General features: G+C 69.9%; 13 protein-coding genes, 1 rRNA gene, 1 pseudogene and 1 riboswitch. Of the genes and pseudogenes, 2 read left to right on the forward strand and 13 right to left on the reverse strand.

The window, feature by feature from the left end; all coding sequences use genetic code 11:
• Nucleotides 1–2,442 (reverse strand): MMPL family transporter (locus FNH09_RS33635; protein ID WP_238427271.1); only part of this gene is annotated, 2,442 nt, incomplete at its 3' end.
• A 208-nt stretch (nucleotides 2,443–2,650) separates the two neighbouring features.
• On the opposite strand from FNH09_RS33635, the gene FNH09_RS33640 reads away from it, so the two are divergent.
• Complete coding sequence (locus FNH09_RS33640; RefSeq protein ID WP_152893691.1) at nucleotides 2,651–3,235, forward strand: TetR/AcrR family transcriptional regulator; 585 nt, start codon at nucleotides 2,651–2,653, stop codon at nucleotides 3,233–3,235.
• Between the two features lie 299 nt (nucleotides 3,236–3,534).
• Here FNH09_RS33640 and gcvP read toward each other — a convergent pair whose 3' ends face one another.
• On the reverse strand, nucleotides 3,535–6,420 hold the full coding sequence (gcvP, locus tag FNH09_RS33645) for an aminomethyl-transferring glycine dehydrogenase (RefSeq protein WP_152893692.1): 2,886 nt from the start codon (nucleotides 6,418–6,420) through the stop codon (nucleotides 3,535–3,537).
• Between the two features lie 180 nt (nucleotides 6,421–6,600).
• Nucleotides 6,601–6,696, reverse strand: a riboswitch (glycine riboswitch).
• Between the two features lie 115 nt (nucleotides 6,697–6,811).
• Between gcvP and FNH09_RS33650 the strand changes: the two genes are divergently transcribed.
• Complete coding sequence (locus FNH09_RS33650; protein ID WP_338017764.1) at nucleotides 6,812–7,183, forward strand: PRC-barrel domain-containing protein; 372 nt, start codon at nucleotides 6,812–6,814, stop codon at nucleotides 7,181–7,183.
• 448 nt (nucleotides 7,184–7,631) lie between these two features.
• On the opposite strand, the pseudogene FNH09_RS33655 reads toward FNH09_RS33650, so the two are convergent.
• The 11 genes and pseudogenes from FNH09_RS33655 to rrf form a co-directional block, all read right to left on the reverse strand.
• Nucleotides 7,632–8,993 (reverse strand): annotated as a pseudogene (locus tag FNH09_RS33655) (DNA polymerase IV); the annotation flags it as partial.
• 57 nt (nucleotides 8,994–9,050) lie between these two features.
• Nucleotides 9,051–9,695, reverse strand: a complete 645-nt coding sequence (locus tag FNH09_RS33660) for a MerR family transcriptional regulator (protein ID WP_338017766.1) — start codon at nucleotides 9,693–9,695, stop codon at nucleotides 9,051–9,053.
• 238 nt (nucleotides 9,696–9,933) lie between these two features.
• Nucleotides 9,934–10,407: a bifunctional nuclease family protein gene (locus FNH09_RS33665; protein ID WP_003988851.1), complete on the reverse strand. Its 474-nt coding sequence runs from the start codon at nucleotides 10,405–10,407 to the stop codon at nucleotides 9,934–9,936.
• Between the two features lie 94 nt (nucleotides 10,408–10,501).
• Nucleotides 10,502–11,239, reverse strand: a complete 738-nt coding sequence (gene ftsR, locus FNH09_RS33670) for a transcriptional regulator FtsR (RefSeq protein WP_152893694.1) — start codon at nucleotides 11,237–11,239, stop codon at nucleotides 10,502–10,504.
• A gap of 45 nt (nucleotides 11,240–11,284) precedes the next feature.
• Entirely contained in the window at nucleotides 11,285–12,187 is a 903-nt protein-coding gene (locus FNH09_RS33675) for an FHA domain-containing protein (protein WP_152893695.1), read from the reverse strand.
• 61 nt (nucleotides 12,188–12,248) lie between these two features.
• On the reverse strand, nucleotides 12,249–13,052 hold the full coding sequence (locus tag FNH09_RS33680) for a DUF881 domain-containing protein (RefSeq protein WP_202919806.1): 804 nt from the start codon (nucleotides 13,050–13,052) through the stop codon (nucleotides 12,249–12,251).
• Nucleotides 13,053–13,771: 719 nt separating this feature from the next.
• Nucleotides 13,772–14,104: a small basic family protein gene (locus FNH09_RS33685; RefSeq protein WP_003988855.1), complete on the reverse strand. Its 333-nt coding sequence runs from the start codon at nucleotides 14,102–14,104 to the stop codon at nucleotides 13,772–13,774.
• Nucleotides 14,101–14,937, reverse strand: coding sequence for a DUF881 domain-containing protein (locus FNH09_RS33690; RefSeq protein ID WP_162469491.1), 837 nt, complete (start codon nucleotides 14,935–14,937; stop codon nucleotides 14,101–14,103). The genes FNH09_RS33685 and FNH09_RS33690 overlap by 4 nt, the downstream gene beginning before the upstream one ends.
• A gap of 168 nt (nucleotides 14,938–15,105) precedes the next feature.
• Complete coding sequence (locus tag FNH09_RS33695; RefSeq protein WP_152893697.1) at nucleotides 15,106–17,601, reverse strand: mannose-1-phosphate guanyltransferase; 2,496 nt, start codon at nucleotides 17,599–17,601, stop codon at nucleotides 15,106–15,108.
• A 114-nt stretch (nucleotides 17,602–17,715) separates the two neighbouring features.
• A complete protein-coding gene (clsA, locus tag FNH09_RS33700) occupies nucleotides 17,716–18,324 on the reverse strand; it encodes a cardiolipin synthase ClsA (RefSeq protein ID WP_162469492.1) in 609 nt (202 codons plus the stop codon).
• A 109-nt stretch (nucleotides 18,325–18,433) separates the two neighbouring features.
• Nucleotides 18,434–18,550: ribosomal RNA gene (gene rrf / locus FNH09_RS33705) — 5S ribosomal RNA — on the reverse strand.
• Nucleotides 18,551–18,560: the final 10 nt, after the last annotated feature.

Here is an 18,560-nt window from a genome sequence, read left to right on the forward strand (position 1 = left end):
GATCGGCTCGGTGAGCCGACCGGTACGGCGGGCCCACATCTCGAATGCCACGGTCATGAACGGCGGTACGGCGGCCAGCAGGGCGAAGAGCGTCGTCCGGCCCAGCCGCCACTTCAGCCGGATCGCCACGAGGACGGTCAGGAGTACATAGGCGACGAAGGCGGCTCCGTGGAGTGTTCCGAAGAGCCGTACGCCGAGTTCGGTGGTCTTCGGGATGTACTTGAAGTACATCCCGATCAGCAGGCCGCCCCAGGTGCATGCCTCGATGACCGCGATCCGGGTGAAGGCGCGCAGCAGGCGCCCTGTCGGGATCGCGGTGCCGTCGGCGGGCGTGGCCACGGCGGGCGCGGGAGGTGTCTTGCGGCGGGGACGTGCGGGCCACAGGGCGTGGTCACCGAGAAGGCGGACGATGGCGGGGACCAGGAGCGGCCGGATGAGGAAGGTGTCCAGCAGGACGCCGAAGGCCATGGCGAAGCCGAACTGGAACAGTTCGCGGATCGGCTGGGTCATCAGGACCGTGAAGGTCGCCGCGAGGATGAGGCCCGCCGAGGAGACGACGCCGCCGGTGCGCGTGAGGGCGGCGCTGATGGCCTTGGCCGGGGGCAGGGTGCGCAGCTCCTGCTTGAACCGGCTCATGATGAAGATGTTGTAGTCGACGCCGAGTGCGATGAGGAAGACGAAGATGTAGGCGGTGACGCGGTTGCCGATGCCTTCGTCACCGAGGACGGTGACGGTGACGAAGGTGGTGGCGCCCAGGGTGGCCAGGAAGGACAGGAGGAGCGTGGCCACCAGGTAGAGCGGCGCGAGAAGCGAGCGCAGCAGGAGGATCAGGACCGCTGTGACGATGGCCAGGACCAGGAGCACGAGGAGTTTCGTGTCGCGGTCGAGCGCGGAGCGGATGTCGGCGGTCTGCGCCGTCTCTCCCGCGACGAGCACCGTGACGTCCTGCACGTCGGCGGCGTCGGCCGCGGCCTGCGCGGTCTCCCTGAGCGGACCGATGGCGTCGAGCGCCTTGGAGCTGTACGGGTCGAGGTCGAGGACGACGTCGTAGAAGACGGTCCTGCCGTCGTCTCCGAAGCGGGGGTGCTGTCCGACCCGGCTGACGTCGTCGGCGCGGGCGAGCGCGGCGGCGATGCCGGCGGGCGCGGTGCTGGAGCGCAGGTCGTCCCGGGACTGGACGACGACGGTGCTGGGCGCGATCTCACCCGGGCCGAACTGCTCCTGGACGAGGTGCTGCCCGCGCTCCGACTCGGTGGCGGCGCGGAAGCCGCTGAGCGTGTTGAAGCTCTCGCGGTAGCCGAGCAACCCGGTGCTCATCACCACGAGCAGCGCGAGCACGGCTGTGATCACCCGGACCGGGGCCCGGGCGACGAGAGCGGCGACGCGGTGCCAGATGCCCGTACCACGGCTTCGTTCGGCGGCTTCGGCCACGCCCCCCGGCCAGAAGACGCTCCCGCCCAGCAGCAGGACCAGGGCGGGGATGAAGGTGAACGCCACCAGTGCCATGACGGCCACGCCGAGAGCGAGGTAGGGCCCGAAGCCGTGCAGTGCCGGGGAGACGGCCACGAGCAGGGCGAACATGGCGAGCACGATGGTCGATGCGCTGGCCAGGACGGATTCGGCCGTCCGGCTCACCGCGGTCTGCATCGCGCGCGGACGGTCCGGCTCGTCGAGGAGGGCCTCGCGGTAGCGGGCGGTGATGATCAGCGCGTAGTCCGTGCCCACTCCGAACAGCAGCACGGTCATGATCGAGGCGGTCTGGGAGCTGACCGTGATGATTCCGGCGTCCGCGAGGAGCGCGCCGGTCGTCTCCGCCACGCGCATGGCCACGCCGACGGCGAGGAGGGGCACGAGGGCCATCAGGGGTGAGCGGTAGATGGCCAGGAGGATGGCGAGGACGAGCAGGATGGTGGCCAGGAGCATGACCTTGTCGCCGCCGCTGAAGACCTTCACGGTGTCGGTGGCGATCCCGGCGGGGCCGGTCACGGCGACTTCGGTGGGGCCCGCGCGGTCGGCCGCGAGGGCACGGACCTCGTCGACGGCGTTCTGGAAGGACTTGTCCGAGGGGCTTCCGGTCATGGGCACGATGACCAGCTGGGCGCCGCGGTCCCGCGAGACCAGATCGGCCGCGGCGGCGGGAGCGGTCACCGTGGAGATCACGCTCGCGACGTGGTCGGGCCGGGCGGTTCCCGAGAGGGCCGAGGTGATGCGGGTGACGGCCTCTGCGGCGCCTGCCGCGGCATCGTGGCCGTCACCGTGCACCACGATGATCGCCGGCGTCGCGTCCTGGCCCGGCGTCTGCGCGCGGACGAGGTCGCGGGCCTTCATGGAGTCGGAGGCGGCGGGTGGAAGGTTGGCGGAGGCGTTGTCCTCGACGGATTTCAGAGCGGGAGCAGCCCCGGCGAGGAGGCCCGCGATCAGTACCCAGAACGCCACCACCATGGCGGCACGTCTTCTTGATCCCAGGAGACATCGGAGCATGCGGGAGTACATCGGTTGCATCGGAAAGCCTTCGGCCGGAAGCACGGACAGAACTTAGCGACAGGGGTGTCTCTAAGTTGCCGTCAAGCTAACACGGGCCTCCTCGGCACCCCGGACACGGGGGTAGATTGGCCGGAGACGGCGCAGCGCCCGAGGCGGAGCGGAGAGAATGCCCAAGATCGAAGCCGGTAGTGTCCATGAGCACCGGGCCCAGCGGCTGGCTCAGCTGATCGACGCGGCCGAGGCGATCCTGAACGAGGACGGCGTGCAGAGCCTCACCGCCGGCGCGGTCGCCGCGCGGGCCGGCATCGCCCGCAACAGCATCTACCGGTACTTCGACTCCATAGAAGACCTGCTCGAACTCGTCGTGACCCGCGAGTTCCCCGCCTGGACCACCGCCGTCGAGGACGCCATCGCCGCCGAGACCACACCCCAGGCCCGGGCCGCCGCGTACGTGCGGGCGAATATCGAGCAGGCAGCCCGCGGCACCCACGGCTGGCGCGCGTCGCTGTCCCGCGGCTCGCTGTCCGATCGCGTCCGGCAGCGGGTCAGGGAGCTGCACGGGGCGCTGCACAGTGCGCTGGAGGGTGTGGTCGCCGAACTCGGTTCGGCGCAGCCCGAACTCACCACAGCGGTGATCCAGGCGGTCGTCGACGCGTGCATCCGCAGGATCGACCAGGGCGGCGATCCCGAGGAAGCCGCCTCGTTCGCCGTGCGCTCCGTGCACCGGTTGCTCGCCCCGGACGCCGGCTGACAGGGAGGGCCGCGGCCGTGGCCCCGGCCCGACGGCCTGCCCGGAAAAGGGGCTCGGACCGGGCCGGGTCTGCGGCCAGAAGAAGCCGTGCGGGTCCGTCCAGATAGCAGGGCCGCGTCCGTGTGACGCAAAAGGGGGCTCCTCCCCGGCCGTGTCGGCCGGAGCGGAGCCCCTTGGCATCCGCCGCCGAGCGGCGGTGCCGAAGTCCCGAACCCGGTCCGCCCGGTCCCCGCACCCCTTGACGAGGGCGTGGGGACCGGGCGGACCGGCCTTCACCGGCCCGTGGGCCGGCCGGGTGCTCAGTCGTCGTACGCGTCCATCGGCGGGCACGAGCAGACCAGGTTGCGGTCACCGAAGGCCTGGTCGATCCGGCGCACCGGCGGCCAGTACTTGTCGGCGGCCGAGACACCGGCCGGGAAGACGGCCTCCTCGCGGCTGTAGGCGTGCTCCCACTCCCCGCCGAGCGCGGCGGCGGTGTGCGGGGCGTTGCTCAGCGGGTTGTCACCGGCCGGCCAGTCGCCCGAGCCGACCTTCTCGATCTCCGCGCGGATCGCGATCATCGCGTCGCAGAAACGGTCCAGCTCGATCAGGTCCTCGGACTCGGTCGGCTCGATCATCAGCGTCCCGGCCACCGGGAACGACATCGTCGGCGCGTGGAAGCCGTAGTCGATCAGCCGCTTGGCGACGTCGTCGACGCTCACGCCGGTCGCCTTGGTCAGCGGCCGCAGGTCGATGATGCACTCGTGCGCGACCAGACCGCCGGGGCCGGTGTAGAGCACCGGGTAGTGCGGCTCCAGGCGCTTGGCGATGTAGTTGGCGGAGAGCACCGCCACCTGCGTGGCCCGCTTGAGCCCCTCGCCGCCCATCAGGCGGACGTACGCCCACGAGATCGGCAGGATGCCCGCGGAACCCCACGGGGCCGCCGAGATCGGGCCGACACCGGTCTCCGGACCGGCCGCGGGCTGCATCGGGTGGTTGGGCAGGTACGGCGCGAGGTGCGACCGCACGCCCACGGGGCCGACGCCGGGACCGCCGCCGCCGTGCGGGATGCAGAACGTCTTGTGCAGGTTCAGGTGCGAGACGTCGCCGCCGAAGTGCCCCGGCTTGGCGAGCCCCACGAGCGCGTTGAGGTTGGCCCCGTCGACGTAGACCTGGCCGCCCGCCTCGTGCACCTGCGCGCAGATGTCGGCGACGTGCTCCTCGAACACACCGTGCGTGGAGGGGTACGTGATCATCAGCACCGACAGCTGCTCGCGGTGCTGCTCGATCTTCGCCCGGAGGTCCTCGACGTCGATCTCGCCGTCCTCGGCGGTCTTCACGACGACTACCTTCATGCCGGCCATGACGGCGCTGGCGGCGTTGGTGCCGTGCGCGGAGGACGGGATCAGGCAGACGGTCCGCTGGTCGTCGCCGTTGGCCCGGTGGTAGCCGCGCACCGCGAGCAGACCGGCCAGCTCGCCCTGCGAGCCGGCGTTGGGCTGGAGGGACACCTTGTCGTAGCCGGTGACCTCGGCGAGCCGCTCCTCCAGCTCACGGATGAGCGTGAGGTAGCCCTGCGCCTGCTCGGCGGGCGCGAAGGGGTGCAGCTGGCCGAATTCGGGCCAGGTGACCGGCTCCATCTCCGTGGTCGCATTGAGCTTCATGGTGCAGGAGCCCAGCGGGATCATGCCCCGGTCGAGCGCGTAGTCGCGGTCGGAGAGCCTGCGCAGGTAGCGCAGCATCGCGGTCTCCGAGCGGTGCTGGTGGAAGACCGGGTGGGTCAGGTAGGCGTCGGTGCGCAGCAGCGCGGCCGGCAGGGCCTCCTCGGTGGCCGCGTCCAGCGCCTCGATGTCGGCCTCGACCCCGAACGCGGTCCACACGGCGGCGAGCTGCGCGCGCGTGGTGGTCTCGTCGCAGGACAGCGACACCTGGTCGACGTCGACGAGGTGCAGGTTGACCCCGCGCTCGCGCGCGGCGGCCACGGTCTCGGCGGCCCGGCCCGGGACCCGCGCGGTGAGCGTGTCGAAGTAGGAGCCGTGCACGACCTCGACACCGCCGGCGGTGAGGCCCGCGGCGAGGAGCGTGGCGTAGCGGTGGGTGCGGGCCGCGATCGCCTTCAGGCCGTCGGGCCCGTGGTAGACCGCGTACATGCCCGCCATCACGGCAAGCAGCACCTGCGCGGTGCAGATGTTGCTGGTCGCCTTCTCCCGGCGGATGTGCTGCTCACGCGTCTGAAGGGCGAGACGGTAGGCCCGGTTGCCGTCGGCGTCGACGGAGACGCCGACGAGGCGGCCGGGCAGGCTGCGCGCGAACTTCTCGTGCACCGCCATGTAGCCGGCGTGCGGCCCGCCGAAGCCCATCGGCACGCCGAAGCGCTGGGTGGTGCCGACCGCGATGTCCGCGCCCAGCTCGCCGGGCGAGGTGAGCAGCGTCAGCGCGAGCAGGTCGGCGGCGACCGTGACCAGCGCGCCCAGCCCGTGGGCCTGGTCGATGACCGGCTTGAGGTCGCGCACGGCACCGGAGGCGCCCGGGTACTGGAGGAGCACGCCGTTGATCTCGCGCTCGGCGATCTCGGCCGGGATGCCGTCGCTGAGGTCGGCGACGACCACCTCGACGCCGGTCGGCTCGGCGCGGGTCTCGATCACTGCGATGGTCTGCGGCAGGGCGTCCGCGTCGACCAGGAACAGGCCCTTCTTGTTCTTGCCCATGCGCAGGGACAGCGCCATCGCCTCGGCGGCGGCCGTGCCCTCGTCGAGCAGCGAGGCGCCGGAGGTCGGCAGGCCGGTGAGTTCGGCCACCATGGTCTGGAAGTTCAGCAGGGCTTCCAGACGGCCCTGCGAGATCTCCGGCTGGTACGGCGTGTACGCCGTGTACCAGGCCGGGTTCTCCATCACGTTGCGCAGGATGACGGGCGGCGTGAAGGTCCCGTAGTAACCGAGGCCGATCATCGAGCCGAGGACCTGGTTGCGGTCGGCCAGGGAGCGCAGCTCGGCCAGCACCTCGGGCTCGGTACGCGCGCCCGGCAGGTCGAGGGCGTCTGCGTTCTTGATCACATCCGGCACCGCGGCCGCCGTGAGGTCGTCCAGCGAGCCGTAGCCGACGTGGGCCAGCATCTTGGCCCGCGCCTCGTGGTCGGGCCCGATGTGGCGCTGCTCGAACGGGATGCCCTGTTCGAGTTCGAAGAGCGGGGTGCGGTGGGCGGTCATTGCGGAGGCCTCCTGGTCTGACGCGACCTGCGAGGGGCACCCTGGCGCGGGTACCCGAACGGCCTCCCCCTCTGTCATCTCAACCTGAGAGCTTCACCGGTTCGCCCGCAACGGGGTCACCGGCTTTCACCGTCGGTGAGGACGCGGGTCGTCGACACCCGTCCTGCTTTCCAGAGTGACCTCGTCCGTGCGGTACGTGAGCCTGAGAGATTCCGGGGAGGAGTTGCTCCTTCGGCGCCTCCGGTGTTCTCCGGAGGACTCTCCCGCACGGGGTCAGCAGCCGCTTGCCAGACTACCAGCGACCTCAACACGGGAGTCTTCGAGTGGCCACCTTCCTGTTTGTGCTCTTTTGTAGTGCTTACGGATGAGTTTGCGACCTGGAGGAGGGACCGTGCAGACCGATATCGATCCGCGCAACCTGATCGGCCGCAAGGCGTTCGACCGCAACGGCACCAAGATCGGCACCGTCGACGAGGTCTACCTCGACGACGCGACCGGCATACCGGAGTGGGCAGCCATACGTACCGGTCTGTTCTCGAGGGACGCTTTCGTTCCGCTCGAACCCAGCGAACTGGTCGAGGGCGCGCTGCGCGTCCCGTTCGACCGCACTCTGATCAAGGACGCCCCCGACTTCGGCGTCGGCCGTCACCTCTCCCCCGAACAGGAACTCCAGCTCTACCACCACTACGGCCTCGACATCGCCGCCCCGCCCCCCTTCCCGGACCACGACTTCGGCAAGCTGGCCGGCCCGGACGAGACCTGACACCACGGCCGCACCGTCCGTCCCCCGCCGGAGCCGACGGCGGCCTGGCGCCCTCATCGACCTCCCGGTGGTCACCGCTGACGGTGATTCTGGTCACTGGACGCTCGTGACGGCCATTCCCGGTGCCGGCGATCCCGGATGACGGTGATCCGGACGTGCCCGGGCGTCCGGCCGGACCAGGCCGTTCCGGAGCGCCAGGACTCCGCCCCGTCAGCCCTTGAGCCCGCCGTCAGCCGGCCGCGTGCTCCGCAGCGGCCGACGGCTCCCCGTCGTACGGCTCTGTGTCGCGCGCCTCTCCGTCCAGCGCTTCTCCGTCCAGCGCTTCTCCGTCCAGCGCCTCTCCGTCCAGCGGCTCCCCGTCGCGAGGTTCCCGGTCCAGCGTCTCCCCCTCGACCTGCTCCCCCTCGGCCGTCTCACGCTCACCCCTCTCCTGCTCGGCGTCGCGGACCGCTTCCGGAGTACCGGCCTCCGTCGGTCTTCGCCGCACCAGCGGCAGCGGATCCGCCGGTTCCAGGTCCGGGTCGTCGATCCGGAAGGTCCGCACCCGGCCGGGTGCCGAGTCGGGTGTCTCGAACCGGACGGTGACCCGGCCGAGGCCGCTGCCCTGCACCCATCCGTGCCCGTGCTCGGCGTGCCGTACGTCGTGCCCCGCAGGCCAGTGCCGCTCGACCGGTTCCGACGGCTCCGGCACGGACTCGTCCGTGGCCGTCTCCTCCTCCGCATCGCCCGCCTGTTCACCGGCCGCCTGCGCGAACAGGTCCTCCTGTGTGTAGTCGGCCAGCCCGGACACACCCACTCCGAGCAGCCGCACCCCGCCCGTGGTGTCCACGGAATCGAGCAGCCGGGCCGCCGCCTCCCGCACGACGGCCGGATCGTCGGTGGGTCCGCGCAGCGTCTCGGACCGGGTCAGGGTGGAGAAGTCGTACCGCCGCACCTTCAGCACGATGGTCCGCCCCGACAGACCGGCCCCGCGCAGCCGCCGCACGCACCGGTCGGCCAGCCGCGCCACCTCGAACCCGACCCGCAGCCGGTCGTGGATGTCCACGTCGTACGTGTCCTCGACCGACACCGACTTGGCCTCCCGCTCGGCCACCACGGGCCGGACGTCGTGCGCCAGCGCCATCGCGTACAGCGCGTGGCCGTGCGCCTTGCCCAGCAGCCGGACGAGCTCGTCCTCCCCGGCCCCGGCGATCTCGTCGACCGTGGTGATCCCGGCCCGCCGCAGATGGTCGCCGGTGGCCGGACCGACGCCCGGCAGGATCCGCACCGACATGGGCCCGAGCAGGGCCCGCTCGGTGCCCGGCTCGATCAGCACCAGACCGTCCGGCTTGGCCTGCTCGGAGGCGATCTTCGCCAGCATCTTCGACGCGGCCAGCCCCACGGACCCCGTGAGCCCCGTCACCGCCCGGATGTCGGCACGCAGCTTCACCCCCGCCGACCGGGCAGACGAGGTGTCCCAGGCCGCCCCACCGGCCTCCAGGTCCACGAACGCCTCGTCCAGACTCAGCGGCTCCACCAACGGCGACAGCGCCCGCAGCAGCCCCATCACCTGCTCGCTGATCGAACGGTAGAACGCGAAGCGCGGCACGAGGTAGGCCGCGTTCGGCACCAGCCGACGGGCCTGAGCCGTGGGCATCGCCGAGTTGACGCCAAAGACCCGTGCCTCGTACGAAGCGGTCGCCACCACCCCGCGCGGCCCGATCCCGCCCACGACGACGGCCTTCCCGCGCAGGCTCGGCTTGGACGCCTGCTCCGCCGAGGCGAAGAAGGCGTCCATGTCGAGATGCAGGATCGTGGGCGCGGTTCTCACATCTCCGATGCTGCCCTACGTCACTGACAATGCCCCCGCGGGACGCCGGGGCGGAGCTCAGACGGCCCGGTTGCGCCGCCGCGCCAGCTCGTCGGCCGGGTTGGGTCCGACCAGGGTCTCCCCGGTGTCGATCCGCTCCCCGTGCAGCTGCGACAGGGCGCTCTCCACGTCCCGCCACACCACGCCCACGGCGATCCCGAAGACACCCTGCCCGCCCTGGAGCAGCGCGTGGACCTCGTCGGGCGAGGTGCACTCGTAGACCGTCGCGCCGTCGCTCATCAGCGTCATGCGCTCCAGATCGCTGAAGCCCCGCTCCTTCAGGTGCCGCACGGCGGTACGGATGTTCTGCAACGACACCCCGGTGTCGAGGAACCGCTTGACGATCTTCAGGACGACCACGTCTCGGAAGCTGTACAGCCGCTGTGTCCCGGACCCGTGAGCGGGTCGCACACTCGGTTCGACCAGGCCGGTGCGGGCCCAGTAGTCGAGCTGCCGGTAGGTGATGCCGGCGGCCGCGCAGGCCGTCGGGCCCCGATAGCCGATCTGCTCGGACGCCATAGACGTCGCCCCTCCGCTGCTCGGCACTGCCGACGGTCGCTGCGGAACATGGTCGGCCGTGCTGCCGTGAAGCGGGTACGGACCGCTCACCCCCAGACCGCGTCCGGGGGCACCCCCAGCCATACCGCCGCCGCTGCTGCTCACGCCGACCTCCGTCCTTGACCTGCCTCCTCGACGGTAGGCAGTCACCAGGGGTGCGTCAACGATCGCCACACTCGGCACGCCGAGTGATAATCACCCTAGGAGTGGTTTCCCGTACCCCACCGCGGGGAAAGGCTAGCCGAATGCTCTCCGGCGGAGCCGTAGGACGCACTCACTGGCCGCTGGCAATTGCCGCCACCGTGGCGCGCCACCCGACCTGGACGACGCGCCCGCGCAGCGCCTACTGGCTGCTGCTGCCGAAGTCCTCGGGCGAGATCTGGTCGAGGAACTCGCGGAACTTCTCCACCTCGTCCTCCTGCTCGTCCGGGATCGCGATCCCCGCGTCGTCCAGGACCGTGTCGCTGCCGTAGATCGGCGTCCCGGTACGCAGCGCCAGCGCTATGGCATCGGACGGACGGGCACTGACCTCGACCCCGCTGGCGAACACCAGCTCCGCGTAGAAGACGCCCTCACGCAGGTCCGTGATGCGCACTTCGGTCAGCTCCTGGCCGACTGCTTCCAGCACGTCCTTGAACAGGTCATGGGTCAGCGGTCGTGCGGGGGCCATGCCCTGTTGGGCGAAAGCGATCGCCGTCGCCTCCCCCGGCCCGATCCAGATGGGGAGGTAACGGTCGCCTCCCACTTCGCGCAGGAGCACGATCGGTTGGTTGGAGGGCATTTCGACCCGGACACCTACGACATCGAGCTCGTTCACACAGCAACCCTAGGCCGTGCCCGGGATGTTTGGGTAGTCGGGCCGGGAACGGGGCCCGATCACGCCGTCCGGGAGGCCCGGGGCCGCCCGGCGCTCAGGGCAGCCTGACCCCGAGCGCGGACTGCACCAGCGCCGCGTGCAGCTTCACCGCGAGCCCCGCGAGCTCCTTGGTACGTTCCTCGGCGTGGGCCCTGGTCTGCGGGTTGCGGTGCCGCCTGAGCGGGGCCACCACCTGGTCCACCAGCCCGGCCTCGCGATCGGCGGCGGCCTTCATGAGCCTGAGGTGGCGGGGTTCGATCCCGAACCGCCCCAGCTCGATGACGAGCGAGGCGACCGTGACCGCCTCGGCGTCGTACACTCCGCCCTCCAGCGGGGTGATGAGCCCGTAGGACTGCCACTCCTCCAGTTCGCGTTCGCCGACCTCCGCGGCGGCGAGCAGCTCGGCCCGCCCGATCCGGGCCGCGGTGAAGCCGTCGGAGACCTCCGGGACGGCCTCGCCCTCCCGCTGACGCCCCAGCGCGGGCAGCCGTACGGCCTCACCGCGTTCCATGGCGTCCAGGTGCTCACGGATCACCTTGAGCGGCAGATAGTGGTCGCGCTGCATCCTCAGGACATGGCCGAGACGCTCGACATCCTTGATGCTGAACTTGCGGTACCCCGAAGGGGTCCGCTGCGGCTCGATGAGTCCCTCCGACTCCAGGAATCGGATCTTGGAGATGGTGACCTCGGGGAACTCCTCGCGCAGCGTGTTCAGCACCGAGCCGATGCTCATCAGCCCGCTGTCCGCCTCGGCGGTGCCGTGCCCGGCACCGCCGCCCGGTGTTCGAAGCATGGACCTTCCCTGGGGGTCCCCCCGGACGCAGAGTCCGGGGGAGGGTCAGTAGCCTCGCTGGCTCGCGTAGAAGACCAGCCGGTACTTGCCGATCTGCACCTCGTCGCCGTTGGCCAGCGGGACCTCGTCGATCCGCTCACGGTTGACGTACGTGCCGTTGAGGCTGCCCACGTCGGCGACCGTGAACGTGCCGTCCTGGCCACGCCGGAATTCCACGTGCCGACGCGAGACCGTCACGTCGTCGAGGAAGATGTCGCTCTGCGGGTGCCGCCCGGCCGTGGTCAGCTCGCCGTCCAGGAGGAAGCGGCTGCCCGAGTTCGGGCCCCGGCGCACCACCAGGAGCGCGGAACCCAGTGGCAGTGCGTCGACGGCCGCCTGCGCCTCAGGCGACAGCGCCGGCACCGACGTCTGGCCGGTGACCTCGGCGTCGTAGGCCTCGATCCCCGAGATCGAGATCGTGGACGTCGTCTCGGACGCCCGCTCGGGCGTCAGACCGGGGCGCAGCGGTGCGCCACAGTTGGAACAGAAACGGCTGTTCTCGCCGTTGCGGTGACCGCACCTCGTACACACCAGGGCCGACACGGAAAACCCTCCACCCGAACTTGAGGTTGACGGTTGCCCGAAACCTATGCCGCCGGACTGGGCAGGGTCAACTGACGCCGCGCCCTGACCTCCGGAGAGGTCACCACCCGGGCCAGCCACCTGGTCCCGGAACAACGGCCGCTGGCCGTCCGCGTCGGGCTGTGCGCGATGGCGAGCGGTCGCGTTGTCGCTACCCTCTCGAGCGCTCTTGCCGAACAACTTCGCAAACAACTTCACGGGCGATTCCCCTTGACCGAAACAGACCCGCCCGTGGGGCAGGACGAACCCTGACTCAATACACCGGTCGACCCGGACATCTTCACAACGTCCGTATCCACCAGACAGTTTCCACCACGCACCACCCATTCGGTGCGCCGACCCCCCGCAACCTGATGCCCTGGGCCGACGACCCCCATGCACCCCCGGTTCACTGGGAGGACGACCGAGCGTAGTCAGGCCGCTCCGCCGCCCGCAAGGCATTCACGACGATCTTGCTCGAACGCTCGACGGTTACGGTGGCCTGCTCCTTCTCCAGTGTCTGCACCACGCCTCCAGGGATGTTGAGCGCCGGTTCGAGATCCTGCGGCTTGCCGATGACAGTGAAACGATACGGAGCGTTGATCTTGTTCCCGTCGACGCTCACGCTCTTCCCGGACTCTGTCAGATACGTGCCTGCGACCACGCGCACCCCGTTCACCTGGATCGCCTCCGCGCCGGCGGCGCGCAGTTCCTGGATCGCGTCGAGCAGCATGTCCGCCTGGACCGTCCCCTTCTTGTCCTCGATCGTCATCGTGATGCCGGGCCCCTGCGCGGCCACCGTGCCCGCGAGGATGCCGAGTTGCCGCTCCTTCTCGAGCGTCTGCTTACGGGCCTCCTCGGCCTGGTCGGAGCTGTTCTCCAGCTCGTCGCGCTGCTTCTCGAGACCTTGCTTCTCGTCCTCAAGACGCTGAGTACGGTCATCGAGTTCATCGAGGATCCGAACAAGATCTTCCTGGCGTGCGCCGCGCAGCGCGCTGTCGCTGTCGCTGTTCGACGCCACCTGTACCGCCAGCCCGAAGCCGAGGCCGAACAGCAGCACGGCCACGATGAGTTGGGCCCGCGACAGGCGCGGCGGCCACAGCCCCTGCACCAGTCGCTGCCGACCGGACAGCACCGGTTCGGCCGCCGTGGCGGCCGGCTGCTCGGCCTGGGCAGGCTGCGCGGGCACCTCGTCCGGCAGTTCCCTGCGCAGCCCGTGCTCGGGCCGCGACCACTCCGGCTGAGGCTGCGGCTGCTCGGACTGCGGACGGGACCACTCCGGCTGAGGCTGAGGCTGCGGCTGCTCGGGTTGCGGCCGCTCCGGCTGCGGACGGGACCACTCCGGCCGGGGCTGCGGCCGCTGTATCAGGGGGCGTTCGGGCTCGGGCCGACGCGGCTCCGGCCGCTGCTGCCCAGGCTGCGGCCGCTCGGGCTCCGGCTCGACCCGATGCTGATCAGGCTGACGCCAGTCCGACCGCGTCCGCTCGGGCTCGGGCCGACGCTCCTCCGGCTGTGACCGCTCCGGCTGTGACCGCTCGGGCTGCGGTCGCTCGGGCTGCGGTCGCTCGGGCTGGAGCTCGGGCCGACGCGACTCCGGCTGGCGCCGCTCCACCTCGGACCGCAGCCGGCGCAACCGCTCAAGCTCGGGCCGACCCGGCTCGGGAGCCTGCTGCACAGGCTGCGGCCGCTCGGGCTCGACCCGACGCGGCTCGGGCCGGCGCCGCACGGGCTCGAGCTCCGGCCGAGGCTGCTCGGACTCGGGCCGAGGCTGCTCGAGCGCACGCTCGGGCCGACGCTCCCCCGACTCGGGCCGCTCGGGCTCGGGCTCGGGCTCGGGCCGACGCTCCTCCGGCTCGGGCTGCTCGGGCTCGGGCCGACGCTGCTCGGGCTCGCGCGGCTCAGGCTGTTCGTCCTGGTTGCTCATCGTCGGTCTCACGCCCGGAACACGTGCCGACGGATGGCCGCGGCGTTGGAGAAGATGCGGATGCCGAGGACGACCACGACGCCCGTGGACAGCTGGGCGCCCACGCCCAGCTTGTCGCCCAGGAAGACGATCAGGGCCGCCACGACCACGTTCGACAGGAACGACACGACGAACACCTTGTCGTCGAAGATCCCGTCGAGCATGGCCCGCAGACCTCCGAAGACGGCGTCGAGCGCCGCCACGACGGCGATCGGCAGATAAGGCTCGACGACCGCCGGAACCTCAGGGCGGACCAAAAGGCCGGCCACGACTCCCACGACGAGGCCCAGTACGGCGATCACGATGTGCCCTTCTCGGATATCGGCTGTGCTGTACGTACGATCACACTCGGTGCGGCAGGCAGCCGAAGGTCGCTCTCCGTGGAGATGGCGGTCCGGATGCCGTAGTTCTCCTGCAGGGCGTTCAGGTACAGGCCGTCGGCACTGTCCTGGAACTTGCTGCTCAGCCGCTTCCCGTCCCCCACCGCGAGCACCGTGTAAGGCGGTACCAGCGGCCTGTTGTCGACCAGTATCGCGTCCCCCGCGGCCCTGATCGCCGACAGTGCAGTCAGCCGCTGTCCGTTGATGGAGATCGCCTCGGCGCCCGACTCCCACAGCCCGTTGACCACCCGCTGCATGTCCCGGTCGCGCACCCGCCCGGTGTCGGAGAACCCGGAGGTCTCACGCGGGTCGCCGTTTCCTCCGGTGGTGGCTTCCTTGGCGTCGTCGACGACCAGTTTCACACCGGGCCCGTGCACCTCGGAGGCGCCGGAGAGAATGCCCACCAGTTCGGCCCGGCTGTCGCCGCCGTCGTCGCGGAGCGCCTCCCGCTGGCGTGCGCCCACGTCGTCCCGGAGTTCGTCGACGGTGCCCTCCAGCTCGTCCGCCGCCTTCGTCTCACGGTCGATGCGGTCGATCAGCTCTTGGCGCTCCTTGGCCACGACCGGAGCCGCGATCCGGGCCTGCGCCGCGCCGACCGTCACGACCAGCGCGGCGAGCACCAGACCGCCGGCCAGACCCAGCTTCGCGCTCAGCGTCCTGGGCAGCCCGCCGCCGCCCGCGGCCTTCTTGCGGGCGGCTGCCTCGGCGTATCCGTCGTCCAGGCTGTGATCCATGACGTTGGTGAGCAGCGACATGGACGCGTCCGGACGCGACGGGCGCGTAGGTGTACTCCGAACGGGGGGCTCCTGCGGCATGCCGCACATCGTCGCATGTCGCGCCCCATACCTCCGAACGGCCCCTCCGACGTGCCGGACAGACCCCCTTGGGGACACCTGTCCGGCACGCCCGCGTGTACCGGGCCGTCAGCGGCCGGCGCTGTCCACGACCGCCGCCCACTCGTCGAGCAGGGCCTGCGCGGAGGCGTCGTCCGGCCCCTCCGCCCACAGGTGGGTGACCGCCTCGGCCGGATCGGGCAGCACCATCACCCAACGCCCGTCGGTCTCCACGACCCGTACCCCGTCCGTGGTGTCCACGAAGCGGTCTCCCGCCTCCTCGACCACCCGGCGCATCACCAGTCCCTTGACGGCCCACGGAGTCGCCAGATCGCGCTTGAGGACGTGCGCCCTCGGGATCCGAGCGTCGATCTGGCTCAGCGTGAGCTGGGTCCGGGCCACGAGCCCGATCAGCCGTACGAAGGCCGCGGTGCCGTCGAAGACGCTGCTGAACTCGGGAACGATGAATCCGCCCTTGCCGTCCCCACCGAAGATGGTCGTCTCGTCCCGCCCGACCCTGGTCAGGTCGTCGGGCGAGGTCGTCGTCCACTCCACCTGGGTGCCGTGGTAGGCGGCCACCTGCTCGGCGATCCGGGTCGTGGTCACCGGCAGGGCCACCCGGCCGCTGCGCCGCTCCGCGGCCACGAGGTCGAGCATCACCAGCAGCGCCCGGTCGTCCTCCACGATCCGCCCCTTCTCGTCGACGAGCGAGAGCCGCTCACCGACCGGGTCGAACCGCACGCCGAACGCGGCCCTGGAGGACGCGACGATCTCGCCGAGCCTGACCAGGCCGGCCCGCCGCACCTCCGCGCTCTCCGTCGGCCTGGACTCGTCCAGACCGGGGTTGATGGTCAGCGAGTCCACGCCCAGCTTGCCGAGCAGGCTGGGCAGGACGAGACCCGCCGAGCCGTTCGACGCGTCGACGACGACCTTCAGACCGGACTCGGCGATGCCGGTCGTGTCGACGTTCCGCAGCAGGGAGCCCGTGTACGAGTCGAACACGCTGGCCGGGAAGTACAGGTCCCCGATCTCGCCCGGGAACGCACGCCGGTACTCCTGCCGCGCGAACACCCGGTCGAGCTTGCGCTGGCTGGCCTGGGACAGGTCCGCGCCCTGTCCGTCGAAGAACATGATGTCCACGGAGTCCGGCACACCGGGCGAGGTCCTGATCATGATCCCGCCCGCACTGCCGCGCGCGGTCTGCTGCCGGGCGACCGGCAGCGGTACGTTCTCCAGGTCGCGGACGTCGATGGCGCTGGCCTGCAACGCGGAGATGACGGCCCGCTTCAGCGCGCGGGCACCTCGGGAGTGGTCACGTGCAGTGGTGACCGTGGCGCCCTTTTTCAGCGTCGTCGCGTAGGCCCCGGCGAGGCGCACGGCGAGCTCCGGCGTGATCTCGACGTTCAGGATCCCGGACACACCGCGCGCACCGAACAGATTGGCCTGTCCTCGCGACTCCCAGATCACCGATGTGTTGACGAAGGCGCCGGCCTCGATGGTCTTGAACGGGTAGACCCGGACATTGCCCTGCACGATCGATTCTTCACCGATCAGGCACTCGTCGCCGATGACCGCGCCGTCCTCGATCCTGGCGGCCCGCATGATGTCGGTGTTCTTGCCGACCACGCAGCCGCGCAGATTGCTGTGCTGACCGACGTACACGTTGTCGTGCACCACGGCCCGGTGCATGAAGGCTCCGGTCTTCACTACGACGTTGGAGCCCACGACGGTGTGTTCGCGGATCTCGGCACCGGCCTCGACCTTGGCGTAGTCACCGATGTAGAGGGGGCCGCGGAGCACGGCGTCGGGATGCACCTCGGCGCCCTCGGCCACCCATACGCCCGGGGAAATCTCGAACCCGTCGAGTTCGACGTCGACCTTGCCTTCGAGGACGTCCGCCTGCGCCTTCACATAGCTCTCGTGCGTACCGACGTCCTCCCAGTAGCCCTCGGCGATATAGCCGTAGATCGGCTTGCCTTCCTTCATCAGCTGCGGGAAGACATCGCCGGACCAGTCGACCGGCACATCGGGTTCCACGTAGTCGAAGACCTCGGGCTCCATGACATAGATGCCCGTGTTCACCGTGTCCGAGAAAACCTGACCCCAGGTCGGCTTCTCCAGGAAGCGTTCGACCTTGCCTTCCTCGTCCACGATGGTGATGCCGAATTCCAGCGGATTGGGTACGCGCGTCAGGCAGACGGTGACCAGCGCGCCCTTTTCCTTGTGGAAGTTGATCAGCTCGGTGAGGTCGAAGTCGGTCAGGGCATCTCCGGAGATGACGAGGAAAGCATCGTCCTTCAATGCTTCCTCGGCGTTCTTGACGCTTCCGGCGGTACCGAGTGGCTTCTCCTCATTGGCATAGGTGAGCTCCATCCCGAGCTCTTCGCCGTCTCCGAAGTAGTTCTTGACGAGCGATGCCAGGAACTGCACCGTTACGACGGTCTCGTTGAGCCCGTGCCTTTTGAGCAGCCTCAGAACGTGCTCCATGATCGGCCGGTTGGCCACCGGCAGGAGCGGCTTGGGCATGCTTGAGGTCATGGGGCGAAGACGTGTGCCTTCGCCTCCGGCCATCACGACGGCCTTCATGTCGGAAGCGTCCTCCTCTAAGAGACGACGGTCTAGCCGACTTCACCCGCCTTGATTGTCCCGCACTTTTCCGCAACGGGCCATCGAGCCACTGTTTACCGCCCAAGGGCGAGCTCAGTCGGCCATGGCGTCCGCACGAACGAGACGGCGGACCTGAACCACGTAGAGGACTCCTGCCCACCAGTACAGGGTTGTACCCCATCCGGCGAACGCCCATCCGAAAACAGCCGCGACTGACGCGATCCATCCGCTTCCGTCACTCAGGAGGAGCAGCGGGAAGGCGTACATCAGGTTGAAGGTGGCAGCCTTGCCAAGGAAGTTAACCTGCGGCGGCGGATAGCCGTGCCGCCTGAGGATGCCCACCATGACCAGCAGAACCAGCTCGCGCGCGAGAAGTATGCCGGTCAGCCAGAGCGGGAGAATCTCGCGCCAGGTGAGCCCGACCAATGTCGAGAGAATGTAGAGCCGGTCGGCCGCGGGGTCGAGGAGCCGGCCGAGACTGCTGATCTGGTTCCAGCGTCGCGCCAGCTTGCCGTCCAGATAGTCACTGATGCCACTGAGCGCCAGTACGAGAAGGGCCCAGCCGTCGCTGTTCGGCCCTCCGAACTCGGGCCTGAGGATCAGCCACAGGAAGAGCGGCACGCCGGCAAGACGCGCCATGCTCAGGATGTTCGGGATGGTGAGGACCCGGTCTGTCTGGACGCGGGTCTCCTGGACCTCCACCCGGGGGCCTCCAGTAGAAAATGTGCCGATGATTCCGCACTGACCTTACCTCAACGCAAAAAAGCTCTGGCCCTTGGGCTGGTGCCCAAGAGCCAGAGCTCTAAAAGGAGTTCGGCGGCGTCCTACTCTCCCACAGGGTCCCCCCTGCAGTACCATCGGCGCTGTGAGGCTTAGCTTCCGGGTTCGGAATGTAACCGGGCGTTTCCCTCACGCTATAACCACCGAAACACTATGAA

This window comes from Streptomyces adustus (assembly GCF_009377175.1).
Classification (GTDB): Bacteria; Actinomycetota; Actinomycetes; order Streptomycetales; family Streptomycetaceae; genus Streptomyces; species Streptomyces adustus.